We start from the raw sequence: 25,743 nt of genomic DNA on the forward strand, positions 1-25,743 counted from the left end.
AGGAGTCGTTTCTTTCATCTTATTTGCGTAAAGAAGAAGGAAAGAAGTACAATAAAGAAACAAATACATAATTGTACATGATATAGAGGTGATAGAGGTGAAACGATTAACAAAGCTTAAGAATGGATTAAACGGAACGATTTTTGTTCCTGGAGATAAGTCCATTTCGCATCGTGCTGTCATGTTTGGGGCGATTGCAGAAGGGGTAACAAGGATTACAAATTTTCTTCAAGGTGAAGATTGCTTAAGTACAATTGCTTGTTTTCAAAAGTTAGGCATCACGATTGAACAAAATGGTACCGATGTCACTGTATATGGAAAAGGATTACAAGGATTAGTAGAACCAACAGAAGTACTAGATGTTGGGAATTCAGGAACGACAATTCGGTTAATGCTTGGTATACTTGCAAATGCACCGTTTCATTGTACAGTTATTGGAGATGCTTCAATTGGAAAACGTCCGATGAAACGTGTTACAGAACCCCTTCGTCAAATGGGTGCTAAAATCGATGGAAGAGAAGATGGACAGTTTACGCCTCTTTCGATTCGAGGAGGGAATATAAAAGGTATGCATTATTCTTCTCCTGTAGCAAGTGCGCAAGTGAAATCAGCTGTTCTCCTTGCAGGACTACAAGGGAAAGGCGTGACAACTGTGACAGAACCATTACAATCTCGTGATCATACAGAGCGTATGTTACGTGCATTTGGTTGCGATGTTACTGTTGACGGATTAACTGTATCATTACAGGGTGAACAAACGCTCTCTAGCGCAAATGTTGAGGTGCCAGGAGATATTTCTTCAGCTGCCTTTTTCTTAGCGGCAGGTGCGATTGTACCAAATAGTAAAATTGTCCTGAAAAATGTAGGATTAAATCCAACAAGAACGGGGATTCTTGATGTACTATCCCAAATGGGTGCCAATTTGTTTATAGATAATATTCGGAATGAAGAGTTTGAACCATGCGGTGATATTACAGTTGAAACCTCACAGCTAAGAGGGATAGAGATTGGTGGTACGCTTATCCCAAGACTCATTGATGAAATTCCAATTATAGCATTGTTAGCAACGCAAGCTGAAGGGATAACTGTAATTAAGGATGCAGAGGAATTAAAAGTAAAAGAAACGAATCGTATTGATACAGTTGTTAATGAATTGAAGAAATTAGGAGCAAATATTGAAGCGACAGAAGATGGTATGATTGTGCGTGGTAAAATGCAATTACACGGAAATGTGGTAAATAGTTATGGGGACCATCGGATTGGTATGATGTTAGGAATTGCAGCGTGTATAGCAGATGGAGAAGTTATCATTGAAAATAGTGAGGCGGTAGCTGTGTCATATCCAAATTTCTTTCAACAGTTACACATGCTAAAAAGCTAAAAGAATCTTTTCTTTTTGAGAAGGTTCTTTTCGTCATCATCACGGTTGATTACACAGAAGCAGTTGTTTATTATGGAATTTACATAAGTATTTATTTAAAGGAGCGAGTTATGCAAAAGTTTGAACAAGCTGTTACATATATTGAAAATGGGGAAGTAGAGAAAGGGTTACAACTATTAGCAGAACAAGTAAAACAAAGTACGGATGAAGAAAAGTATGATATTGCTCGTTATTACTATACACTAGGATTTATAGATCAAGCGCTAGAAATAACAGAAGATCTACGTTTGCTATATCCAGAAGAAAGTGAATTTACGCTATTTTTAGCAGAGTTATATATTGATTTAGATAAAGAAGATGAAGCGATTGAAGTACTTCACGATATTCCAGAGAATGATGAATTATATGTTCAATCTCTATTACTTGCATCTGATTTATATCAAATGCAAGGTTTTGATGAAGTAGCGGAACAAAAATTATTAAAAGCGAAAATGATGATGCCAGATGAGCCAGTAGTTGCTTTCGGACTTGGCGAATTGTATAGCAGTAAAGGAGAAGATAGTAAAGCAATTCCATATTATGAATCATTACTTCCAGAACACAAAGTGATGGGCGGTGTCGTTGTTCCGCTTCGTTTAGCTGAAAATTTAAGTGCACTTGGGCAATGGGATGAAGCGATTTCTTACTATGAGGAAGGTTTAGAAGAACAGAAGGACATTCATTCCTTATTTGGATTTGCGTTTACGCTATATCAAGGAGAACAGTATCAAAGAGCAATCAGTGTATGGGAAGAATTAAAAGAGTTAGATCCAGAGTATGCCTCTTTATATATGTATTTGGCGAAATGCTATGAAAAAGAAGGAATGCTTCAGGAGAGTTATGAAACGCTTCAAGAAGGAATAAAAATTGATGAATTATCGATACCGTTTTATGTAGAATTTGCTAACATTGCAGTGAAACTAGGGAGAAGAAATGAAGCGGAAGATGCGCTAAAAAAAGCGTTAGAGCTTGATCCTGCACATCTAGGTGCTACATTAAAATATTCATACATCTTAAAGGAAGAAGAAAGGTATGAAGAGATTATTACTGTTGTAGAAAAAGCTATTGATAACGGAGAAATGGACACGCAATTACTTTGGGATATTGCTTATGCGAAAAAACAATTAGAATTGTATTCAGATGCATTAAAACATTACCAAAGTGCATATACTTCTTTTAAGAATCATCCAGACTTCTTAGAGGAGTACGGCTACTTCTTGTTAGAAGAGGGATTGCGAAAAGAGGCGAAAGAAGTATTTATACGTTTATTACAACTAGATCCAACGCAAACGCATATCGAAGAATTATTATATAATTTAGAAGATTTTTCTTAAGTTGGAAGGAAACTTAATGCTGCTTCTTGAATGTAAAAAGAAAAAAGAAGGGCAGAGGAGGGATTAAGTGCGATGAATACCCCTGTTTCTGTGAACGAAAAGAAAGATTTCGTAAAATGGTTTTTAAATAATTATCAACTGAAACAGCGAGAATGTGTTTGGATTTTAAATTATTTAATGAGTCACGATCAATTAATGGATAAGGTGCATTTTGTAGAGCATGCGAAATATTGTCCGCGTGGACTGGTGATGTCAGCAAATTGTGTGAAAGATTTACCGTTTCATTTTTATAAACAAAATGTAATGACGACTGATGCGGAAAAATCCTTTCATGATATTCGCTTAAACAGAGATGAAGATATTTATATTCAGCTTAACTTCAAGTCATCTTTTCAAAATGCGAACTATGTTGCGGTGTTAGAAGAAAATCCATATTTACCGAAGAATATCGAAGTAAATGAAAAAGATCGTTTATTAGCAGAGCGATTCTTAGAGGAAAGTGTATATTCATTTCGGAAAGAACGACTTTTGAAACGAATTGACGAGGCACTTGATACTCAAGATGAAGAAGCATTTCGCAGGTTAACAGGCGAGTTAAAACGCTTATAAACTTCTCTGTGAAAGTTAATTTTGACAATTTTTAGACTATTCCAAAGAAAAACCGTCTTTTATAGATGGTTTTTCTTTTTTTACCTTTATCTGTATGGTTTAATAGAAATAAAGTAAACTGTTTTGTAATCATATGTTTTCATTTCAATTTTTTAACATATAAGTCATATAGTTTGTTAGAGTAGGAATAAGAGGAAAAGGGGGCTGCTGAGTGTGCAATGGGCTGTAGCAGATGTAGTACAATACGAAAAAACAAGAGAATATATTGATACAGGAATTATACCGCTGCTTTCAATTTCATTTGAAAAGGAAATGAAAGCAGCTGCTGTAGAAGGAGAATTTATTTCAGCTTTAACTAGAGAGCTAGAGAGGGAGTATAAAGGTAGAGTATTCTTATTACCAGCATTTACGTATGTAGAAGGAGCGTGTGCAAATGAGAGGCAACGTCTACTTGATTGGACGAACTATTTAAAAGAGAGAGGTTTGCAGCATATTGCGTTAATTACGGGTGACTTTTCTTGGAAAGAATTTGAATACGACTTAACAGAACAATTATTTTGCCTACCAGCACTACCGCTAGAACAGCTCAGTGATCAAGCGAAAAGAGAAATAATTCATGCGCAAATAAAAAATATTATGGAAATATTAACTGAAAAATGGGAAAATAAATAATTAATAGAAGGTTTTAATAATTGGGATTAGTATGATATTGACCAATGTAGTAGGGTATTATATCATGATAGTGTCCTAGTCTTTATCTTTTATTTCAATTTTTCACGGGGGACAATTTCTGATAGAGGGGGGAAATTTTCGTGAGTGAGAGAGAACATAGGGTGTCAAGAAGACAGTTTTTAAACTACACTCTTACCGGTGTAGGAGGATTTATGGCGGCAGGGATTTTAATGCCGATGACGCGTTTTGCGCTTGACCCAGTTCTAAGGAAAGAAGCAGGGGGGGAGATGGTTGCAGTCGCGCAAGTGAAAGATATTACGGCTGAACCGAAACGCTTCGATTTTAAGGTAAAACAAGTTGACGGTTGGTATAAATCAGAAGAACCAAAGTCAGCGTGGGTACACAAAGAGGAAAGCGGAGACATTGTAGCATTCTCTCCAATTTGTAAGCATTTAGGATGTACAGTAAACTGGAATTCGGACAAGTCACATCCAAATCAATTTTATTGTCCGTGTCACGGGGGGCGTTATACGAAAGACGGAAAGAACGTAAAGGGAACACCACCACTTGCGCCGCTTGATGTGTATGAGTCAAAGGTGAAAGATGGAACGCTTTATTTAGGTAAAGCGAAGCCACAAGGGGGTGCAAAGTAGATGTTAAATAAAATTTATGATTGGGTAGATGAACGGCTTGATATTACGCCTTTGTGGCGCGATATTGCAGACCATGAAGTGCCGGAACATGTAAACCCAGCGCATCACTTTTCTGCCTTTGTTTACTGTTTTGGTGGTCTTACATTTTTTGTAACTGTCATTCAAATTTTATCAGGAATGTTTTTGACAATGTATTATGTACCAGATATTAAAAATGCGTGGGAATCTGTCTATTACTTACAAAATGAAGTGGCATATGGACAAATTGTTCGCGGTATGCATCACTGGGGAGCGAGTCTCGTTATCGTGATGATGTTTTTACATACACTTCGAGTTTTCTTTCAAGGTGCTTATAAAAAGCCTCGTGAATTAAACTGGATTGTCGGAGTTCTTATTTTCTTTGTTATGTTAGGATTAGGTTTTACAGGATATTTATTACCATGGGATATGAAGGCATTATTTGCAACAAAAGTAGGGATTCAAATTGCAGAACAAACACCACTTATTGGACCTTATGTAAAAACGTTGCTTGCCGGCCACTCCGAAATTGTCGGTGCCCAAACATTAACTCGCTTCTTTGCTATTCACGTATTCTTCTTGCCAGCTGCACTTCTAGGATTAATGGCAGTTCACTTCATCATGATTCGCAAACAAGGTATTTCTGGTCCACTATAAGATGTTATTTGATTTAAAGGGAGAACAGAACATAATTAAAGGAGGGAGACTATGCATCGCGGCAAAGGGATGAAGTTTGTCGGAGATTCTCGAGTACCTGCTGTTAGAAAACCGAATATTCCGAAAGATTATTCAGAATATCCAGGCAAAACAGAAGCATTTTGGCCAAACTTTTTATTAAAAGAGTGGATGGTTGGTGCCGTCTTTTTAATTGGTTATCTTTGTTTGACGGTAGCGCATCCATCGCCACTAGAAAGAATTGCAGATCCTACAGATACAGGATATATACCACTTCCAGATTGGTATTTCTTATTTCTTTATCAATTATTAAAGTATTCTTATGCATCTGGTCCGTATACGGTCATTGGCGCATTTATTATGCCAGGCATCGCATTTGGCGCATTATTACTTGCTCCATTTCTTGACCGGGGGCCAGAACGCGGTCCGTTTAAACGTCCAGTTGCAACAGGATTTATGCTTTTAGCGTTGGCATCCATCGTTTTCCTAACGTGGGAATCTGTTGCTACGCATGACTGGGCAGCAGCGAAAAAGCAAGGTGCAATTGTAAAAACAGTACAAGTTGATAAGAATGATGACGGTTATAAAATTATGCAAAAAAATACATGTTTAACATGTCACGGTGAAAACTTGCAAGGGGGAGCAGCTGCACCAGCATTGCAAAACTTGACATTAAAGCCAGAAGAAATTGCGAAAATTGCAAAAGATGGAAAAGGTTCAATGCCAAAAGGTGTTTTTAAAGGAACAGATGAAGAGTTGAAGAAACTATCGGCATTTATTGAGAAATATAACAAAAAATAAAGTGAAACTTCCATTAGTGGGGGTCTTACTGTTCAAAATAGAAAAACTGACTACAACTTTGTAGTCAGTTTTTCTATTTTGAGCAAGGAATTTGCTATAATAAAGTAAAACTTTTATCAGTGTGGGATTGTAGCCCGATGCATTCTTGTTACGATTCATGCATCAAAGTGATGTTCATTTTTGGAAAGTTGAGGTATTTACATTTTGGCGTTTATATATTTGTTATTAAGACAACGTTCTTTTCTATGGCTTTTGCTTATTATTAATATTTTGGGGACGATTTACGGATACATTTGGTATAAAAGCCAATTGATAGAAACGCCGGCTATTTTTTGGCCGTTTGTTCCAGATAGTCCGACTGCAAGTTTGTTTTTTGTTTTTGTATTAATTGCGTTTATACAAAAGAAAAATTGGGGTCTAATGGAAGCGTTAGCAGTTGTGACATTGGTCAAATATGGGATTTGGGCAGTTGTAGTAAATGTATTAACTCTTATTATAACCGGTTATATTGGAATAGAAGGATATATACTCATTGTTTTTCATCTTGCAATGGCTGTACAAGGACTTTTATACGCACCATTTTATCGAATGAAATATTGGCATTTTATGATTGCAGTTATATGGACATTGCATAATGATGTTGTGGATTATTTATGGGGACAAATGCCGAAATACAGTGTCATGTATATGTATGACCGACAAATTGGCTATTTTACATTTTGGCTTAGTATCGTTGTTTTAGCTACTACATATTATTTTTGTCTAAGAGAGAAAAGACTAACGTTTTCTTTATAAAGTGAAACTTCTATCAGTGGGGGTCGGGTTATCCCCTACTGATGGTTAGTTGAACCAATCGGGCTTTTATGGGCAGTTACCCCTCCCAACTATCTTCTTTGTTTCCCTTTGTATCTTGAGGTGGGGTTCTTACTGCCCGTTAAAGCGGGATAAATAAAAAATAGGGAATGGGGAAGATGAATGAGTTCACATAGCGTATATTCAAAAATTTGGAATGGAGTTTTATTATGCATTGTTCCTTTTTGTATCGCCTTTTGTATTTTTTCAATAGCAGTCATGTGTGTTGTATATGGGAAAGAAATTTATTACATAGAGATTGATATGTTAAATATTCCTGAAACAGCAAGTATGACAAAAGAAGTAATTATTCAAAATTATAATGCGCTTATTACTTATTTTTCTCCTTTTTATAATAAACCATTACATTTCCCAACTTTAGATATGTCCGAGAAGGGAAGAATTCATTTTGTTGATGTGAAAAATATTCTTGTTGCAATTCAATATGCTATGTATATAAGTATTTGTATCTCTTTTAGCGGGGGAGTCTATCTTATACGGAAACAAAAGGAAAAGTTTTTGTTGTATGCAGGGGTTCTTACAATTGTATTTCCAATCGTACTCATACTCCCAATCGCAATCAATTTTGAAAAGAGTTTTGTATTTTTTCATAAACTTCTCTTTCAAAACGATTATTGGTTGTTTGATCCAGAGACTGATCCGATTATTCGTATGTTACCAGAGCAATTCTTTATGCATGCTGCCTGTATCATTTTATTACTTATTTTATTTGGGAGTGCTTGTTGTTATTTTCTATATCGTTTTTTTATGAAAAAGAGAGAATTGCATGTAGGAGGTTACAACAGCTAAAATAAAATTACCAAGAAACTATGGGAAATATTGTATATTAACTTTTGTTTGATAACATAAACCTCTCACTTTAACATATTTCCAAAAGAATTCCCCTTCCTCAAGGAATGAGAAGAGCGAAGCCTAATGAGTAGGGAGGGGATGAATTTTGATTGGCATAAGCCAAAGGAATGAAAAAGGAATTTTTTCAAATTAGATAGAATGTATGTAAAGAATATTTTTGGTCTCAAAGTTATTGTTTGCTGACTGTAGGCGGTGCACTATTAAAAGTTCTAAGACAATACATCGAAACACAAGGATAAAACTAGCGGGGGGTGATGACAATGTTGTTGAATCAAAAATATGAAATCTTTCCAACAGAAGCGCAAAAAGAAGTGTTAGACCGTTGGCTACAATATTGTCGTCAAACCTACAATTCTGCCTTGCTAGACAAAGAACGGAAATATAAGCAAAACAAAGAAAATTACGATCGTTATGATATGCAAAGACAACTTACATTGGACAAGAAGACGTATCCTTTTCTAAAAGAAATGCCTTCTCAGCCGCTACAAGAAGTTTTTGCACGTCTGAAAAAAGCATTTGATCATTTCTTTCGTAAAGATGCAAAATATCCAAAACAGAAAAAATATAAAGACTACAATAGTATGACGTTTCCACAATTCGGATTCAAACGAAACGAAAAGCATCGTTATGCCATGTCCTTCTCTGATAACGGTAAATTATACAATACAAAGCTAGGAGAAATAGATATCCTAATCCACAGACCACTCGAAGGAATAATCAAGCAACTGATTCTCAAACGCCAAGGGAAAAGATGGTACGCTATTTTCTGTGTCGAAAGACAAGTGGCACCATCTGATATCGATACCAATCGTACGATTGGTATTGACGTGGGATTACATAAGTATGCCGTTCTTTCTAATGGTTCAGAGTTTGAAAACCCTAGATTTCTCTGTGAAAAAGAAAAACAACTAAAGAAAGCACAGCGAAAACTTTCTAAGAAGAAAAAAGGTTCTGCTAACTTCATAAAACAGGCCGAGCGTGTTCGCAAGCTACATGAAAAAGTGGCGAACCAGCGCAGGGATTTTCTTCATAAACTTAGTTACAATCTTGCGAAAGAGTATTCCGTTATCGTTGTAGAAAATCTGAACATTCGTAACATGGTTAGAAACAGAAAATTATCGAAGTCTATTTCTGATGCGGGATGGGGTATGTTTCGAAACATGCTTGCTTACAAATGTGAAAATCATGGCGGTGTACTCATCAAAGTAGAACCAAAATATACTTCACAAGACTGTTCTGTTTGTGGGAATCGTGTAAAGAAGTCTCTATCTATTCGTACTCACATTTGTACAAAGTGCGGAATGATATTAGATAGAGACTATAATGCGAGCCTGAACATCCTACAAAAAGGATTAGAAGAACTGCTTATCACAAACTAAAGTCTACAAACTGTAGGGCAAGGTTATGTCCGAACAGTATAATCTACGCCTGTGGAGATTGTGTAAGACGTAGTGGGTTCCCCCCACTACGCAATGGTCTATGAAACAGGAAGCCCCTTCTTCAATCAGGCCGTAAGGTGGATAAGGAGGGGTTATTCACTTGGGATAGGTTCAAGGTCTATTCTTGTCCACTAGTTCATATATTGAACTAGAAGCTATAGGGGGGACAAGAATGAAAAAAGTATTAGCTGGAATCATAGCGTTTATGTTTATATTGTTTCCTATTCGGATATATGCAGCTACATGGAATGAGCTAAATGGATTATTAGATGACTCGCTCCTATTTGTAAAACAAGAAGAGTATGACAAAGCGACGCAACTGTTAACATATTTTTCAAAGCAATTTTTAACGGTCAATCAAAAAAAGAAAATAGCACCGGAGCATATTCGCGTGATTTCTCTTGCTTATGATAGAGCATTACAATCATTAGAAGGACAAGGAACTGATAAACAAATTAAAATAGATGATGTGCTCGCACTTCGCCTTGTGTTAGATGCTGAAATATCAGAATATCAGCCGCTTTGGATGGAACGGGAAGAAAATATAATGAGTACATTTGGAAAAATGGAAAATGCAATGCAAAAGGAAGAACATGATCGTTTTCAACAAGCATTAAATGTATTTTTGCACGAATTTGATATTATTTATCCAAGTTTAATGATTGCCTTACCGGAGGAACAGTTGCAACGTGTGAATTCTCATTTGTCGTATCTAGATGAATTTCGTCATATGATGATCCGAAATAAGAGCGGCCAAACACAAGTGAAGATTATAAAAGATGACATGAAGAAAATTTTTCGCACGGCGAAAAAGGATGAGATAGATTCTTCGCTTATATGGTTTATGACTGTAACAGGAGGTATTATTATTTTTACATTAACGTATGTTGGTTGGAGAAAATATAAAGGGGAAAAAGAGAAACAAAAAAGTACACTGCATTCAAAAAATAGATAAGTTTGTTTTCAAACGAAGTGAAATATAGAAACGATGTTGTAAGGTTTCTTTGTTGACAATGTTATGGGAAGAAAATAGAATGGTTATTACTATACAACAAAATTTTATGGGAGGTTCATGATGGGTTTTTACTTGATTTACTTTGCTATCATCATGATCATACCGATGTATGCACAATCTAGAGTACGCAGCGCATATAGTAAATACTCACAAGTGTATTCAACTTCTGGTATGACCGGAGCGGAAGTGGCTCGTAAGATTTTAGATGAGAATGGTTTGTACAATGTAGCGGTAGAAGAAACGCCAGGGCATTTATCGGACCACTATGACCCAAGATCGAAAACAGTTCGTTTATCGACGAACAACTATTATAGTCATTCTGTTGCTGGTACAGCGGTAGCTGCACACGAAGTTGGGCATGCGATTCAAGATGCAAAAGATTATAACTTTATGCGTTTCCGTCATGCACTTGTTCCTGTCGCAAATTTTGGCTCAAACATGTCGTGGGTTTTTATTATGATTGGTATGTTTGCGCATATGGCAAATTTGTTGTTATTAGGAATTATTTTGATAGCAGGCGGGGTATTATTCCAGCTTGTTACATTACCAGTTGAATTTGATGCATCAAAACGGGCAATGAAGCAAATTGAAGCGCTTGGTATTGTAACAACGGATGAATATGGTCAAGCTCGTAAAGTATTAAATGCAGCAGCTCTTACGTATGTCGCAGCAGCGGCCGTTGCAGTATTTGAACTGCTTCGTCTTGTATTAATTTATACAGGAATGCAACGTAATGATGATTAAAGGCTATCGAATTTGATAGCCTTTTTATTTTGTATTTTTGTTTTCATGATTATAACAGGATAAAAGATGAAAGTATAACATGCAAGAGGTGATAAACATGAAATATCCAGAGCTATTAGTAAAGCAAGCGAGAGAGCGAATGTCTCCCTATCCTGTTGAAGGCTTTTTATATGGACAAGGACCACAAAATCCCAAAATGATGCTTGTAGGAGAAGCGCCGGGTGAAACAGAAATTCATAACGGGATACCTTTTAGCGGAAGAGCTGGTAAGCAGCTTATGGATTTTTTAAAACGGATTAATGTAACAAGAGAAGAAGTATACATTACGAGTGCAGTGCGTAGCCGGCCATATAAATGGGGGGAGAAACGAGAACGGAACGGAGAAATCGTGAAGCGTAAATATAATCGTACGCCAAATCAGCAGGAAATACTTGCTCATGCTTCGATTTTAGATTACGAAATTGAGCATATTCATGCACCTATTATTGTTACACTAGGAAACATTGCACTAAAACGTTTAGCTGGTTCAGACAAAAAGGTGTCAGAGATGCATGGTCAAATGTTTACGCAACCTGTTCGGCGACTAGCAGATCCTAATAGCACAACCTATACGTGGACAGAGAAAACCTATACAATTTTCCCGACATTTCACCCCGCTTCCATTTTTTATAATCGCAGTTTATTGGATTTGATTTATGAGGATTTAGAAAAGTTGAGGGAGCATATTTAGTTTCATTTTTCGATATCTAAGTCGCTACTATGCAAAATACAATAGAATCTACATTCACTTTCTCCTTTTTTTAAAACATGGCATGTGGCAGGAAAAGGCTCTGGCCGCTTCTATGCACGGCCAGATGCTCTCTCCCCCTAAAAAGAGAGGGGGGTGTTGGTTTTTTTATTGGCATTTATATGTTAAGCTATCTCCTTTATCGTTATGCTATTGTTTCATAATCCAATATTATTGTCTTCTTTCTTTTCTTGTAAGTTTAGTATTTGTTTTACGTTGAGAATTAAAGGAATCTAACTTGTTTTGTTGCTTTTTTAGGTCAAAATAAAAATAAAGATATACACCATATATACCAAACACAACAGCCAATAAAGAAAAGACTAAAATTAAGAGGATTGCTAAACCATTTTGCGATAATGAACCTATACATATCTGTCCAATAATATATCCTAGTCCTGAAAAATAAACAATTGGAGAAATTTTTATGTTGTTTGTTTCTTCATTGTTTAATCGTCTTAAAAAACTTGTTATCCCAAGAGAGATTAGTTTATAAATTGTAAAAATGTAAAGCGAAAAAGTAACAATAAAAAAAAGCGGTGTTTCAATCTTAATAAAAGTATAAGCAAACTTTTGAATCACTATAAAACTTCCAAAAGAAAAAGTTGCTCCCATGAATCCATTATATAATATATGTACTAATCTTAACTCATGTGGTTTATAAAAAAATACCCAAATACCCCATATATTAGATATCAAAAGAAAAGGTAAAATTATATATAAATATATGGTAAAGGTCGGAGGAAATAAAAATGGTGTTGAGATCATAAAGTTAATAACAACCCACACCATAATGATACTTGATCTAACACTAAAGGGCATCAATGTTTGAATAATTTGTTCTGTGCTTTTTCCGTGATATTTTTCCATATTCATCTCCCAAGAAAATTAAAAGATTTTATCTAATATAATTTCGATTCCAGATTTAATTCGACCTTTTACCGAATCCTGTTTGCTATCATGATTCCAATCATTGTTTCATGATTAAACATACTAGTTAATACATATATTTCTTTACTTGATAACATAAGAGTCTCAGTAGTCAAATAGTCCCACTCCCTAACTTAATATATAATCTCCAGGAAATATAATGCAATAAAAAAATAGTTCAATATAGTAATAATTAGTTTTTGAAATCATAAGAATTCTAAAAATACGACGGGTAAAGTAACTCAATGAAGGCTTTTTAGGATAACAAAAAACAAAATTTTTCTTTTAAAATTCAAAAAGACAAGAAAAGCTCTCATATTCGAAAGCTTTTCTTGTCTTTTGTTTAGAAAAAAATGAGCGATTTCGAAGAATCTTCTTCATTAATTATGTAACGGATTTTTATTCTCATCCAGCGTAAATCCTTCACCAACTACGTCATGTACGTCACTTACTGCAACGAAAGCATGAGGATCAACAGATGTAATAATACTTTTCAGTTTTACAATTTCATTTTTTGCAACCACGCAATATAAAACGTGTCGTTCCATTTTTGTATATGTACCGATTCCTTTTAAGAAAGTTGCTCCGCGGTCCATCTCTGATAAAATTTTTTCGGCAATTTCATCATTTTTCTCAGATATAATTGTTGCTCCTTTTGCAGCGTAGGCTCCTTCTTGCATAAAATCAATGACTTTTGCACCGATAAAGACAGCAACTAATGTATACATTCCTTCTCGGTATGATAAATATGTAAGGATTGATAAAATAATGACAACGGCATCAAACATAAACATCGTTTTTCCCATACTCCAGCCGATATATTTATGTGCTAACCGTGCAATAATATCAACACCACCTGTTGTGCCGCCATACTTGAAAATAATCCCTAATCCAACCCCGATAAATAAACCAGCAAACAAAGCGGCAAGTGTCATATCATTTTGTAAGTTTAAATGTAAATTTAACGCATCATAACGCTGGAAAACCCAAAGAAATAATGAAACACTAAACGTCCCAATTAATGTGTACAAAAATGTTGTACGACCGAGCATTTTCCAACCGATAAAAAAGATTGGTATATTTAAGAGCAAGTTTGTATAGGAAGGATCCAGTGAAAATAGAAAGTAAAGCAGCAATGTAATCCCAGTAAAACCGCCTTCTGCTAAATGGTTTTCAATATTAATATTGACGATGCCAAATGAGAAAATAGCAGAACCAACTAGAATGAAAAGAATGTTTTCAATTTTTAAATTTAATTTCATGCGAATCCCCCTAGTATGTAGTAATGATCTTAGCTTGTTCTTATGGATAGTATACGTAATATATAGAAAAATTGGCAAGAAAACTTCACACATAGTAAGCATGGAGAAAGAGGGAATCGTCCTTTCAAAGTCAGAAGGGAATCAGTATCCTCAAAAATGCGATAAATAAGCGATAACATTTGTCAAATCGTTATGAATTGGCTAACATGATAATGGAAGGATTAGAGGTGAATAACATGGAACAAAAAACAATGAAAGATATGCAAAAGGAAGTAGATGCATATATTGGTCAATTTAAAGAAGGATACTTTAGTCCGTTGGCGATGCTAGCTCGTTTGACAGAAGAGATGGGAGAGCTTGCGAGAGAAATTAATCATTATTATGGTGAAAAGCCAAAGAAAAGCACAGAAAAAGAGCGTACAATTGAAGAAGAGCTTGGCGATGTGTTATTTGTGATGATTTGCATGGCAAATAGTTTAAACATTGATTTAGAAACGGCTCATAATATAGTTATGGAAAAGTTTAATACGCGTGATAAAGATCGCTGGACGCGTAAAGAAGAGGGAGAGAAAGAGAAATGAAAGAGATTAAAGTAATTATTGCAGGGCCAAGAGGACGTATGGGACAAGAGGCGGTACTTCTTATGGAAAGAACACCGCATTTCAATTTAGTTGCTGCTGTTGATTATAAACATGGTGGAAAGAAAATTTCTGATATTGCTGGATTACCTAACATAGATGCTCCAATTTATACAGATTTACATACTTGTTTAGATGAAGTAGAAGCCGATGTTTTACTAGATTTAACAACACCGGAAATTGGAAAAAAACATGTAACACTTGCAGTAGAGCGAGGCATTCGTTCTGTTATCGGAACAACAGGTTTTACAGAAGAAGAATTACAACATTTAACAGAAAATGCAAAAGAAAAACAAGTTGGTACGATCATTGCGCCAAACTTTGCAGTTGGAGCTGTTTTAATGATGAAATTCTCGCAAATGGCAGCGAAATATTTCCAAGATGTTGAGGTTATTGAATTACATCACGACCAAAAATTAGATGCTCCGTCTGGCACAGCTGTGAAAACAGTGGATTTAATTCGTCAAAATCGTGAGCCAAAACAGCAAGGGCATCCAAATGAAACAGAACAACTAGAAGGTGCACGCGGTGCAAATGTTGATGGTATCCATATTCATAGCGTACGTTTACCAGGATTAATTGCGCATCAAGAAGTACTATTTGGCGGAGATGGACAAATGTTAACAATTCGCCATGATTCCTTTAACCGTGCATCATTTATGTCAGGAGTAAAACTTTCTATTGAAACAGTGATGAACTTAGATCATCTTGTATATGGTTTAGAAAATATTATTGACTAAAGGAGAAAGTGAAGATGAAGATTGCCTTAATTGCCCATGATAAAAAGAAAAATGATATGGTCTCGTTTACGTATGCCTACCAGCCTATTTTAGAGAAACATATGTTGTTTGCAACAGGAACGACAGGTCTTCGAATTATGGAGGCAACAGGTATGTCTGTGACAAGATATCAATCTGGTCCGCTTGGTGGAGATCAAGAAATTGGTGCAATGATTGCAAAAAACGATTTAGACATGGTGATCTTCTTCCGTGATCCGTTGACATCACAGCCACATGAACCTGATGTGAATGCACTTCTTCGTTTATGTGATGTGTATTCCATTCCACTTGCAACGAATATGGCAAGTGCGGAGCTTTTAATGCATGCATTAGAGCGCGGTGATTTAGATTATCGAAAGCTACGAAAACGAGGGGAATAACATGAGCGGATTACATATTTTAGCTTTCGGCGCCCATGCCGATGATGTTGAAATCGGTATGGCGGGCACGATTGCAAAATATACGAAACAAGGATATAAAGTGGGGATTTGTGATTTAACCGAGGCAAATCTTTCTTCCAATGGAACGGTGGAACTGAGAAAACAGGAAGCGATGAAAGCAGCTCGCATACTTGGTGTACAGGAACGTTTGAACTTAGCGATACCAGACCGAGGTCTTTATATGAAGGAAGAGTATATTCAAGAGATTGTGAAGATCATCCGTACATATAAACCGCAGCTTGTCTTCGTACCATTTTATGAAGATCGGCATCCAGATCATGCAAACTGTGCAAAACTTGTAGAAGAAGCTATATTTTCAGCAGGAATTCGTAAATATATGCCGGAATTTCCTGCGCATCGGATACAATCACTCTATTTCTACATGATTAATGGTTTTCATAAACCGGATTTTTGTATTAATATCAGTTCTTATATTTCTGATAAGATTGCTGCTCTAGAAGCGTATGAAAGTCAGTTTACTAAAGGACTAGACGGTGTGATTACTCCGTTGACGGAAGGATATGTAGAGACAGTTGTAGCACGGGAGAAAATGTTTGGAAAAGAAGTTGGCGTGAAGTATGCAGAAGGGTTTATGAGCAAAAAATCAATTCTATTAGATGAAGATTTAATAGGGGGAGAAAAATGAAATTAAAAATAGGGATTACTTGTTATCCTTCTGTTGGCGGTTCTGGAGTGGTTGGAACGGAATTAGGGAAATTATTAGCGGAGCGCGGACATGAAATTCATTTTATTACATCAGGATTGCCATTTCGTTTAAATAAAGTGTATCCGAATATTTATTTTCATGAAGTGACAGTGAATCAATATTCTGTTTTTCAATACCCTCCGTATGACTTAGCGTTAGCGAGTAAAATGGCAGAAGTAGCGCAGAGAGAAAAGTTAGATATAGTGCATGTACATTACGCAATTCCACATGCGATTTGTGCATATTTGGCGAAGCAAATGATTGGAGAGAACGTTAAAATTGTCACGACATTGCATGGAACAGACATTACCATATTAGGATCTGATCCTTCTCTCAATAATTTAATTCGTTTTGGCATTGAACAATCTGATGTTGTGACGGCTGTATCACATTCACTTATTGAAGAAACGTATGATTTAATAAGAACACAAAAAGAAATTCAAACAGTTTATAATTTTATTGACGAGCGTGTGTATTTTCAGCGAGATATGTCACAGTTACGAAAAGAATATGGTATACAAGAAGACGAAAAAGTATTAATTCATATTTCGAACTTTCGTAAGGTAAAGCGTGTTCATGATGTCGTGAAATCATTTGCGCTCATTGTAAAACAAGTAAAAGCGAAATTATTACTTGTTGGTGATGGTCCTGAGTTTTGTACGATTGTTCAGCTTGTGAAGCATTTAGGAATTGAGGACAGGGTCTTATTTCTAGGAAAACAAGATAATGTAGCAGAACTCCTGGCAATGAGCGAACTCATGCTGCTGTTGTCTGAAAAAGAAAGTTTTGGACTCGTATTACTGGAAGCAATGGCGTGCGGTGTCCCTTGTATTGGTACACGTACTGGGGGAATCCCTGAAGTCATTCAGCATGGAGAAACGGGATACATATGTGAAGTAGGAGATGTAGAAGGCGCCTCGCAGCAAGCAATACAGCTTCTTCAAGATGATGCATTACATGCTAAAATGGCCAAGCGTTCCATGCAAGTGGCGTATGAGCAATTTGGCTCAGAAAAGATTGTTTCGCAATATGAAGCAATTTATTATGACATATTAAGGGATGACAAACATGAAACGATTTAAACAAGCGTCTTCAGTTATTAAGACGTTAACAGAGAACGGCTTTGAAGCATATTTTGTAGGTGGGAGCGTGCGCGATTCTATCATTGGTAGACCAATTGGTGATATCGATATTGCGACATCTGCTTTGCCAGAAGATGTAATGCGTCTATTTCCGCGGCACGTTCCTGTTGGAATTGAACACGGGACGGTTATTGTTTTACATGAAGATATTCCATATGAAGTAACAACGTTTCGAACAGAAGGTGACTATGAAGATTTTCGGCGTCCAACGAGCGTACAATTTGTTCGCTCGTTGGATGAAGATTTGCAACGCAGGGATTTTACAATGAATGCAATTGCGATGAAAGAAACGGGAGAAATAGTTGATTTATTTGGCGGACAAGAAGCAATTGTTAAGAAGGAAATTGCAACTGTTGGAAACCCAGTCGACCGCTTTCAAGAGGATGCCCTTCGAATGATGCGCGGTATTCGCTTTGTTAGTACACTAGGTTTTACCTTAGAAGAAGGAACGAAACAAGCCATTATAGAATACGGACATTTACTGGAACATATCGCAATTGAAAGAATTGCAGTTGAATTTGAAAAGTTACTTGTCGGTACACATTGTGCAAAAGCGCTTCAGTTATTGGTAGAAACAAAATTATATGAGCACTTACCTTATTTACAAATGTGCGGGGACTTCATCTCAAAAGCAGCGGAACATGATTGGAGCTTTTTTAAAAATGACATTGAAGCATGGGCGTTCTTTCTATATTGCGTTAGGGAAGAACATCCATCTGTTTTTTTACGACAATGGAAATTTTCGAATAAAAAAATAAAGGAAATTGTATCCGTTTTATTATATGTAAAAGCGCGAGAAAAACAAGAGTGGGATGCATGTTTATTATATAAAGCTGGGAAAGATGTTGCCGTTATGGCAGAGCGCGTATATGAAGGAATCATGAATACATATTTACATTCGAATGTTGAGCATATAGGGAAAGTATATGATGATTTACCAATTTGTAATCGTCAACAATTGCAAGTCAGCGGGAATGATTTATTATCATGGTCAAAGGAACAGGCAGGACCGTGGGTTGCTAATGTACTGCAAAAAATTGAAGAAGAAGTCGTATATGGACGATTAAAAAATGAGAAAGAGTGTATAAAGGAGTGGCTGCATAGATGCAATCTGCTATAAGAAAACAGTTATTGCAAATCTTTTCTGAAGCTAATGGTGAATTTCTATCGGGACAAACGATTAGCGAGAAGCTTGGATGCTCAAGAACAGCCGTATGGAAACATATGGAGGTTCTTAGGGAAGAAGGATATGAGCTAGAGGCTGTACGACGCCTAGGTTATCGCATTGCAAGTAAACCGGACAAAGTAACGGCAAATGAAATTCAGCTTGGTTTACAAACAGAGTTTTTAGGCAGAACGGTATACTTTGAAGAGTCGGTAACATCTACACAGCAAATCGCAGCTCGTCTTGCTTATGAAGGAGCGGCTGAAGGAACGATTGTTGTTGCAGAGGAGCAAACGGTAGGTCGTGGCCGATTAAGCAGAAAATGGCATTCACCAAAAGGGACAGGAATTTGGATGAGCGTTATTTTACGCCCAACAGTTCCGATTCATCAAGCACCGCAATTAACATTGTTAGCTGCTGTTAGCGTAGCGCAGGCAATTGAAAAATGCACAAATCTTTCCGTCGGCATTAAATGGCCGAATGATATTTTAATTAATGGGAAGAAAGTTGTTGGCATTTTAACAGAAATGCAAGCAGATCCTGATAAAATTAATGCTGTTATTATTGGAATTGGCATTAATGTGAATCAAAAGCAAGAGCATTTTGCTGAGGATATCCAGCACATTGCCACCTCTTTAGCAATTGAATCCGGAAAAACGATTGTACGAGCCGAACTTATGCAGCAAATTTTCTTACAGATGGAAAAGCTATATAAAGAATATTTAGAACGTGGTTTTTCAGTTATTAAGCTTCTTTGGGAGAGTTACGCTGTGAGTATCGGAAAAGAAATTACAGCGCGTACGATGACAAATACAATTATGGGAATTGCAAAAGGGATAACGGCTGATGGTGTCCTTATACTTGAAGATCAAGACGGGGTCATACATCATATTCATTCCGCTGATATTGAAGTAAAGTAAAACGTTGAGCAGCTATTTTTCACTTCTTTTCTTTGGTGATTATGAAAAACGAAGTCTCATTGTTCATTAAATTAGCATCAATATATAGCCCTTTGCTTAAAAAGAAGCGAAGGGCTATTGTATGTGAAAAAATGATTTTCTTTTTTAGAAAAGTATAGCAATTATGTTTTGCTATTTGTTATAATAAGGGCGAATATGGGCAGTATCAATAGGAACTGCACCGCTATGTGGGAAAATCAAAATAAACATGTGGTTCTGCCTTGATCCAAAATAGGACTGGGACAGAGGGATGAATATTGCCGAATGATACTACCCTTCTGCCTTTTTATGGTCAGAAGGGTTTTTTATATGTTTTTTCATCCGGCCATCTCCTCTCTCCAGGTACAGGAGGAGAAATTTGTGAAAACTGTGACGGATTTTTTGAAAATGAAAGAACAAAATGAGCCGATTGCGATGGTAACTGCGTATGATTATCCATCAGCAAAGTTTGCTGATGAAGCAGAAGTTGATATGATTTTAGTTGGAGACTCACTTGGAATGGTTGTGCTCGGCTATGACTCAACAATTCCAGTAACAGTTGATGATATGATTCATCATACAAAAGCAGTGCGCCGCGGTGCAAAAAATACATTTGTTGTAACGGATATGCCATTTATGTCTTATCATGTTTCACTGCAAGAAACGATGCATAACGCACGCCGCATTGTACAAGAAAGCGGGGCGCACGCTGTAAAAGTTGAAGGAGCAGATGAAGTTGTATCAATCATTCGTTTCCTTACGAATGCAGGTATTCCAGTTGTAGCTCATCTCGGATTAACTCCGCAATCTGTCGGTGTGCTAGGTGGCTACAAAGTGCAGGGGAAAGATGCAGAAAGTGCGAAAAAATTACTTGAAGATGCGAAAAAATGTGAAGAGGCAGGAGCAATTGCACTTGTATTAGAGTGTGTACCGATGCAATTAGCGGAACTTGTAACAAATCAACTATTGATTCCGACTATCGGTATTGGCGCTGGTAATAAAACAGATGGTCAAGTTCTTGTCTATCACGATCTGATTACGTATGGTGTGAATCGTGTTCCGAAATTTGTGAAGCAATATACGTCTGTACAAGAAGAAATTGTAAGAGGAATTGGACAATATGTTCATGAAGTGAAGCTGAGACAATTTCCAGAGAAAGCACATTCGTTTACGATGAAAGAAGAAGAATGCTTAGCGTTATACGGAGGAAAACAGTAATGAATATTCTTACAACAGTGCAAGAGATGCAGCAAATCGCAAGTGAGCTTCGTGCGAGCGGGAAAAAGGTTGGATTCGTTCCAACGATGGGATATTTGCATGAAGGGCATTTGACGTTACTGAGACAAGCGAAAAAAGAAAATGATATTGTCATGTTAAGTATATTTGTAAATCCGTTGCAATTTGGACCGAATGAAGATTTGGACCGTTATCCGCGTGATATTGAGCGTGATGAGCGTTTAGCGCGTGAAGTAGAAGTAGATTATTTATTTTATCCAAGTGTCAAAGAAATGTATCCCACGCAGCGAACAACGAATATTGAAGTCATGAAGCGCACGGATGTTTTATGCGGAAAGCAGCGACCTGGTCATTTTGCTGGCGTTGTAACGGTATTGATGAAACTTTTCAATATTACAATGCCAAATCGTGCGTATTTTGGGATGAAAGACGCACAGCAAGTAGCAGTTATTGAGGGATTTGTTGCTGATTATAATATTCCTGTTACAATTGTGCCAGTTGATATTGTAAGGGAAGAAGATGGGTTAGCACGCAGTTCTCGTAACGTCTACTTATCAGAAAGGGAACGCCAAGAAGCACCGCATTTATATAAAAGTTTATGTATAGCGAAAGAGCAAATTGCTAAAGGAGAACGTAGTCCAGAAAAGATTACGCACTTTATTAAAGAATATATTGAAATGAATACGCATGGTGTTGTCGATTATGCTGATATATATGCGTATCCAGATTTAACTGAGGCCCAGCAAATAAACGGACGCACGATCATTGCAATCGCTGTAAAGTTTGAAAATGCACGACTAATTGATAATATAACATTTACGGTTCAATAAGGGGGAGCAACTATGTTTCGTACAATGATGAGAGCGAAGTTACACCGTGCTACAGTAACGGAAGCAAATTTAAATTATGTAGGAAGTATTACAATTGATGAAGATTTAATGGATGCAGTAGGGATTGTGGAAAATGAGAAAGTACAAATTGTGAACAATAATAATGGTGCACGTTTAGAAACATATGTTATAAAAGGAGAACGCGGTACGGGTGTTATTTGTTTAAATGGTGCAGCTGCCCGCCTTGTTCAACCAGGAGATAAAGTTATTATTATTTGTTACGGACTAGTTTCAGAAGAGAAGGTACTAACACATATCCCGAAAATTGCTGTTTTAGATGATAATAATCAAATTGTGGAAATGCTTGGAGCGGAAAAAGCAGGCACGATTTTATAATGTATAAGAAAAGCTATCTCTGCAAAAGGGATAGCTTTTCTTATGGGAAAGCAAAATCATTTCATTTTTCGTATCTTTCCATTAAGATGAGGGAAAACGTGGTATAGTAACACTATAGAAATTTTGTTGTGCAAAGGTAAGAAATTGAGGTGTCATTGATGAGTAAGCGTTATGTCGTAGTCGATTTAGAAACGACAGGGAATGCCTGGAAAGATGGGAAAGATAGAATTACTCAAATTGCAGCAGTTGTTGTAGAGGATGGAGAAATTCTTGAAATTTTCTCTTCTTTTGTAAACCCCGAACGGGACATTCCACCATTTATTACAGAATTGACGGGGATTGATGAAACACTTGTGAGACAAGCTCCGTTATTCCGAGATGTGGCGCCGATGATTATTGAACTATTACAAGGTGCGTACTTTGTTGCGCATAACGTTCATTTTGATTGGAATTTTTTGAAAGAAGAATTACGGCAAGCTGGATTCTCAGAAGTAACATGCTCGAAAATTGATACAGTTGAACTGGCACATATTTTATTGCCGACAGCTGACAGTTATAAATTACGTGATTTAGCAAAAAGATATGGTTTCGACCATGATCAGCCCCATCGTGCTGATAGTGATGCAATGGTGACAGCAGAGATATTTTTACAATTACTTTTTAAAATGGAAAGCTTGCCACTCGTTACGTTGCAATCGCTATATGAATTAAGTGATATGTTTCAAAGTAACATTGGAGATATTATGTCTGCATGTATTTTGAATAAAATGATACATGGGTCAGATGATGAGAAACAATATGACATTTATAGAAATATTGCTTTAGGTAAACGTAATTATACATTGCAAATTGGAGATGATTCTCCTACTGATTTTTCTTCTTTTCTAACTGAAACGATGCAGCGTTTGAGGGAAGTAATGCCGTCTTTTGAAAAAAGAGAAGGGCAGCAAATTATGATAAATGAGGTTTACGAAGCGCTTCGAGACTCCCGTTTTTCGTTAATTGAAGCGGGAACAGGTACGGGAAAAACATTAGCATATTTACTTCCTAGTATTTTTTATGCGAAAGAAAAAGAACAGCCAGTAGTCATAAGCACACAAACTGTACAGTTGCAGCAACAAATTTTAGCAAAGGAAATTCCATTGCTGAAAACAATACTTCCGTTTCCGTTTGAAGTAGCAATGTTAAAAGGAAGAAAGCATTATTTGTGTCTACATAAATTTGAGCATGCATTGGGTGAAATTGAAAACAATTATGATAATGCATTAACGAAAGCGAAAATTTTAGTATGGCTCCTTGATACAGAAACAGGAGATCGAGATGAGTTGAATATTCCAGCTGGCGGGAAGCTATTGTGGGAGCGAATTTGCAGTGATGCTCATAGTCCAAGTAGGATGCAAAGTGCGTGGTTTAGCCGCTGTTTTTATCAACGTGCAAAAAACAAAGCATTGTTTGCAGATGTTGTAGTCATAAATCACACTTTGTTATTTCAGGATTTTGTAAGTGAAGAACCATTGCTTGCTTCATGTGAACATATTATTTTTGATGAAGCGCACCATCTTGAAGAAACGGCAAGTAGGGCGTTAGGAGAGCAATTTTCTTGCATGTATTTTCAACTCGTTTTATCACGATTTGGTACGTTAGAAACACCTAATGTGTTAACTAAAGTGTATGACATGATGAAACAATCGCAAATTGCTGTACGCTCTACTTTTCAAACGATTAATCATATGTTAAAAGAAATAAAATTTGATGCAGATGAGCTCTTTCATATGCTGCGTACGTTTATATTTCAAAAAACAAAGCAGGAACATGCCACTGGAAATATACCGCTTATGTATCGTTATCATGCGAATAAAGAAAGAGGAAAGCTTTGGCGTAGTATTGTTGAATTAACAGACCGTTTTGTACACCAGTTAGGGCGAGTACTTACGTTATTGGAAAAACAAGGTGAGATGTTGCAAAAGCAAAGTGAATGGGACATGCATATGATTACGGGAGAGTTTGTGCACCTTACTGAAATGCTTTCTAAAATGACCCAATCTTTACGGACGCTTATTTTAGAAGAAACGAGTCATGTGACATGGATGGAGGCTGAAACGAAAGGAACCATTCATTCGACTATTCTATACGCACAGCCAGTTCATATTAGTGATTTATTTGCTGATCAATTTTTGGCACGAAAACGAAGCGTTATTTTTACTTCAGCCACTTTAACTGTAAATGATACGTTTGATTATATAGAAGCAGAGCTTGGGTTAGAGGACTTTACACCAAATACAGTAACGATTCCATCACCATTTCATTATGAAGAGAAAGTAAAGTTAATGGTTTCAACAGATGTTCCTCATATTAAACATGTAAGTGAAGAAGAGTATGTAAGAGCAGTTTCTAAGCATATTATGAAAATTGCGAAAACTACAAATGGCCGAATGCTTGTTTTATTTACATCATATGAAATGTTAAAAGAGGTATTTGAAGTGTTGAAGAAGGCAGATGAATTAGAAGAATTTCTTTTACTAACACAAAGTGTTCATAACCGTAGTCGCAGCCGAATGATTAGAAAGTTTCAAGAGTTTGAAAAGGCCATTTTATTAGGGACAAGCAGCTTTTGGGAAGGGATTGACATACCAGGAGAAGCGTTAAGTTGTCTTGTCATTGTGCGGCTTCCGTTCACATCACCGCATCAGCCAATGATGCAAGCGAAAAGTGAACGATTAAAAGAAAAGGGAGAAGATCCATTTACACAGCTTGCTCTTCCGCAAGCAATTCTTCGTTTTAAACAGGGGTTCGGACGTCTTATTCGTACAACAGCGGATACAGGAACAGTGTTTGTGTTAGATCGTCGTCTTACTGCATCTTTTTATGGAAGACGATTTCTTCAGTCGATTCCAAGCATTCCATTGTATGAAGGACCATTAGACGAATTAATCGAAAAAATGGAGTAAGAGTGAAATTTTCATCATGGGATAAAGTGATTAGTAAAAGTTAACGCCTGAAGCAAATTTGCTTCAGGCGTAACATGTGGGTAGGAGGAATTTTTATTTTTTCTTACATTAGATGTAGAAATACAATGGTTTTCTACTTCAAACCTTTTTTTGAAGAACATGTCCTGCTATAATAGATGGGTGATGAAGCAGGGTTTGTAAAGAATGTACCCTTATTGTAACCGCAATGCGTTCTTCTATAATTAGAAATTTTGTGTAACGGAGGAGTTTTCATGGAGAAGAAAATTGAAGTATTATCAACGACGCGTCTGACATACTCGTCGGATTTATATAAGGTTGTTGATAGTTTAAATCGAACACTAAAAGAAAAAGATCTCATGTTCGGATTAGCATTAGACGAGAATGAAAAAGAGACAGCAATATTTACGATTTACAGAACGTAGT

Annotated in this window: 27 protein-coding genes and 1 pseudogene; 26 read left to right on the forward strand and 2 right to left on the reverse strand. The window is 36.5% G+C overall.

Annotated features, from left to right (window positions below; all coding sequences use genetic code 11):
- Positions 1-91 precede the first annotated feature (91 nt).
- The 14 genes and pseudogenes from aroA to WAZ07_RS05565 all read left to right on the forward strand — a co-directional run bounded on the left by aroA (position 92) and on the right by WAZ07_RS05565 (position 11,835).
- Positions 92-1,381: a 3-phosphoshikimate 1-carboxyvinyltransferase gene (aroA, locus tag WAZ07_RS05500; protein WP_336471809.1), complete on the forward strand. Its 1,290-nt coding sequence runs from the start codon at positions 92-94 to the stop codon at positions 1,379-1,381.
- Positions 1,382-1,491: 110 nt separating this feature from the next.
- On the forward strand, positions 1,492-2,754 hold the full coding sequence (locus WAZ07_RS05505; protein WP_336471639.1) for a tetratricopeptide repeat protein: 1,263 nt from the start codon (positions 1,492-1,494) through the stop codon (positions 2,752-2,754).
- A gap of 72 nt (positions 2,755-2,826) precedes the next feature.
- Positions 2,827-3,363: a ReoY family proteolytic degradation factor gene (locus WAZ07_RS05510; protein ID WP_090912547.1), complete on the forward strand. Its 537-nt coding sequence runs from the start codon at positions 2,827-2,829 to the stop codon at positions 3,361-3,363.
- A gap of 213 nt (positions 3,364-3,576) precedes the next feature.
- Positions 3,577-4,035, forward strand: a complete 459-nt coding sequence (locus WAZ07_RS05515) for a YpiF family protein (RefSeq protein ID WP_090912545.1) — start codon at positions 3,577-3,579, stop codon at positions 4,033-4,035.
- A gap of 140 nt (positions 4,036-4,175) precedes the next feature.
- Positions 4,176-4,688 carry a menaquinol-cytochrome c reductase iron-sulfur subunit gene (gene qcrA, locus WAZ07_RS05520; RefSeq protein ID WP_090912543.1) on the forward strand — a complete coding sequence of 171 codons (513 nt, stop codon included), beginning with the start codon at positions 4,176-4,178 and terminating at the stop codon, positions 4,686-4,688.
- Positions 4,689-5,363: a menaquinol-cytochrome c reductase cytochrome b subunit gene (gene qcrB, locus WAZ07_RS05525; protein ID WP_020059592.1), complete on the forward strand. Its 675-nt coding sequence runs from the start codon at positions 4,689-4,691 to the stop codon at positions 5,361-5,363. It abuts the gene before it with no gap.
- Between the two features lie 51 nt (positions 5,364-5,414).
- Complete coding sequence (locus tag WAZ07_RS05530) at positions 5,415-6,182, forward strand: menaquinol-cytochrome c reductase cytochrome b/c subunit (protein ID WP_336471640.1); 768 nt, start codon at positions 5,415-5,417, stop codon at positions 6,180-6,182.
- A 204-nt stretch (positions 6,183-6,386) separates the two neighbouring features.
- Positions 6,387-6,977 (forward strand): lipoprotein heptaprenylglyceryl N-acetyltransferase LhaT, encoded by a 591-nt coding sequence (lhaT, locus tag WAZ07_RS05535; protein WP_336471641.1) that lies wholly within the window; start codon positions 6,387-6,389, stop codon positions 6,975-6,977.
- A 180-nt stretch (positions 6,978-7,157) separates the two neighbouring features.
- Positions 7,158-7,844 (forward strand): TIGR01906 family membrane protein, encoded by a 687-nt coding sequence (locus WAZ07_RS05540; RefSeq protein WP_336471642.1) that lies wholly within the window; start codon positions 7,158-7,160, stop codon positions 7,842-7,844.
- Between the two features lie 170 nt (positions 7,845-8,014).
- Positions 8,015-8,146, forward strand: a pseudogene (locus tag WAZ07_RS05545) (transposase); the annotation flags it as partial.
- A gap of 15 nt (positions 8,147-8,161) precedes the next feature.
- Positions 8,162-9,286 (forward strand): RNA-guided endonuclease InsQ/TnpB family protein, encoded by a 1,125-nt coding sequence (locus tag WAZ07_RS05550; protein ID WP_336471643.1) that lies wholly within the window; start codon positions 8,162-8,164, stop codon positions 9,284-9,286.
- 232 nt (positions 9,287-9,518) lie between these two features.
- Positions 9,519-10,301, forward strand: a complete 783-nt coding sequence (ypjB, locus tag WAZ07_RS05555; protein ID WP_336471644.1) for a sporulation protein YpjB — start codon at positions 9,519-9,521, stop codon at positions 10,299-10,301.
- Positions 10,302-10,421: 120 nt separating this feature from the next.
- Positions 10,422-11,105: a zinc metallopeptidase gene (locus tag WAZ07_RS05560; protein ID WP_090912533.1), complete on the forward strand. Its 684-nt coding sequence runs from the start codon at positions 10,422-10,424 to the stop codon at positions 11,103-11,105.
- Positions 11,106-11,184: 79 nt separating this feature from the next.
- A complete protein-coding gene (locus WAZ07_RS05565) occupies positions 11,185-11,835 on the forward strand; it encodes a uracil-DNA glycosylase (protein ID WP_396546629.1) in 651 nt (216 codons plus the stop codon).
- 228 nt (positions 11,836-12,063) lie between these two features.
- Here the strand turns inward: WAZ07_RS05565 and WAZ07_RS05570 are convergent, their stop codons facing one another.
- Together WAZ07_RS05570 and WAZ07_RS05575 are read right to left on the reverse strand one after the other, a co-directional pair.
- Positions 12,064-12,759, reverse strand: a complete 696-nt coding sequence (locus tag WAZ07_RS05570; RefSeq protein WP_336471645.1) for a hypothetical protein — start codon at positions 12,757-12,759, stop codon at positions 12,064-12,066.
- Between the two features lie 440 nt (positions 12,760-13,199).
- A complete protein-coding gene (locus WAZ07_RS05575) occupies positions 13,200-14,081 on the reverse strand; it encodes a YitT family protein (RefSeq protein WP_336471646.1) in 882 nt (293 codons plus the stop codon).
- Between the two features lie 236 nt (positions 14,082-14,317).
- Here WAZ07_RS05575 and WAZ07_RS05580 point away from each other — a divergent pair, with 236 nt between their 5' ends.
- From WAZ07_RS05580 to WAZ07_RS05635, 12 genes are all read left to right on the forward strand, one after another.
- A complete protein-coding gene (locus tag WAZ07_RS05580) occupies positions 14,318-14,662 on the forward strand; it encodes a nucleotide pyrophosphohydrolase (protein WP_090912523.1) in 345 nt (114 codons plus the stop codon).
- Positions 14,659-15,459 (forward strand): 4-hydroxy-tetrahydrodipicolinate reductase, encoded by an 801-nt coding sequence (gene dapB, locus WAZ07_RS05585; RefSeq protein WP_090912522.1) that lies wholly within the window; start codon positions 14,659-14,661, stop codon positions 15,457-15,459. The genes WAZ07_RS05580 and dapB overlap by 4 nt, the downstream gene beginning before the upstream one ends.
- Positions 15,460-15,473: 14 nt before the next feature.
- Positions 15,474-15,878 carry a methylglyoxal synthase gene (gene mgsA / locus WAZ07_RS05590; protein ID WP_336471647.1) on the forward strand — a complete coding sequence of 135 codons (405 nt, stop codon included), beginning with the start codon at positions 15,474-15,476 and terminating at the stop codon, positions 15,876-15,878.
- Between the two features lies 1 nt (position 15,879).
- Complete coding sequence (bshB1, locus tag WAZ07_RS05595) at positions 15,880-16,584, forward strand: bacillithiol biosynthesis deacetylase BshB1 (protein ID WP_336471648.1); 705 nt, start codon at positions 15,880-15,882, stop codon at positions 16,582-16,584.
- Entirely contained in the window at positions 16,581-17,726 is a 1,146-nt protein-coding gene (gene bshA, locus WAZ07_RS05600) for an N-acetyl-alpha-D-glucosaminyl L-malate synthase BshA (protein WP_336471649.1), read from the forward strand. The genes bshB1 and bshA overlap by 4 nt, the downstream gene beginning before the upstream one ends.
- The gene (locus WAZ07_RS05605; RefSeq protein ID WP_336471650.1) at positions 17,713-18,906 is read left to right on the forward strand and encodes a CCA tRNA nucleotidyltransferase; all 1,194 of its coding nucleotides are present in this window, start codon (positions 17,713-17,715) and stop codon (positions 18,904-18,906) included. Before bshA ends, WAZ07_RS05605 begins: the two co-directional genes overlap by 14 nt.
- Positions 18,891-19,871 carry a biotin--[acetyl-CoA-carboxylase] ligase gene (locus tag WAZ07_RS05610; protein ID WP_336471651.1) on the forward strand — a complete coding sequence of 327 codons (981 nt, stop codon included), beginning with the start codon at positions 18,891-18,893 and terminating at the stop codon, positions 19,869-19,871. Before WAZ07_RS05605 ends, WAZ07_RS05610 begins: the two co-directional genes overlap by 16 nt.
- Before the next feature lie 399 nt (positions 19,872-20,270).
- Positions 20,271-21,107, forward strand: coding sequence for a 3-methyl-2-oxobutanoate hydroxymethyltransferase (panB, locus tag WAZ07_RS05615; protein WP_336471652.1), 837 nt, complete (start codon positions 20,271-20,273; stop codon positions 21,105-21,107).
- Positions 21,107-21,955 (forward strand): pantoate--beta-alanine ligase, encoded by an 849-nt coding sequence (gene panC, locus WAZ07_RS05620; protein ID WP_336471653.1) that lies wholly within the window; start codon positions 21,107-21,109, stop codon positions 21,953-21,955. Before panB ends, panC begins: the two co-directional genes overlap by 1 nt.
- Before the next feature lie 12 nt (positions 21,956-21,967).
- Complete coding sequence (panD, locus tag WAZ07_RS05625; RefSeq protein ID WP_090912506.1) at positions 21,968-22,351, forward strand: aspartate 1-decarboxylase; 384 nt, start codon at positions 21,968-21,970, stop codon at positions 22,349-22,351.
- A gap of 158 nt (positions 22,352-22,509) precedes the next feature.
- Positions 22,510-25,299 carry an ATP-dependent DNA helicase DinG gene (dinG, locus tag WAZ07_RS05630; protein ID WP_336471654.1) on the forward strand — a complete coding sequence of 930 codons (2,790 nt, stop codon included), beginning with the start codon at positions 22,510-22,512 and terminating at the stop codon, positions 25,297-25,299.
- A gap of 272 nt (positions 25,300-25,571) precedes the next feature.
- Positions 25,572-25,742: a YpmA family protein gene (locus tag WAZ07_RS05635; protein WP_081904925.1), complete on the forward strand. Its 171-nt coding sequence runs from the start codon at positions 25,572-25,574 to the stop codon at positions 25,740-25,742.
- The last annotated feature ends 1 nt before the right edge of the window (position 25,743 follow it).

This window comes from Bacillus bruguierae, assembly GCF_037104725.1.
In the GTDB taxonomy this organism is placed as follows: Bacteria; Bacillota; Bacilli; order Bacillales; family Bacillaceae_G; genus Bacillus_A; species Bacillus_A bruguierae.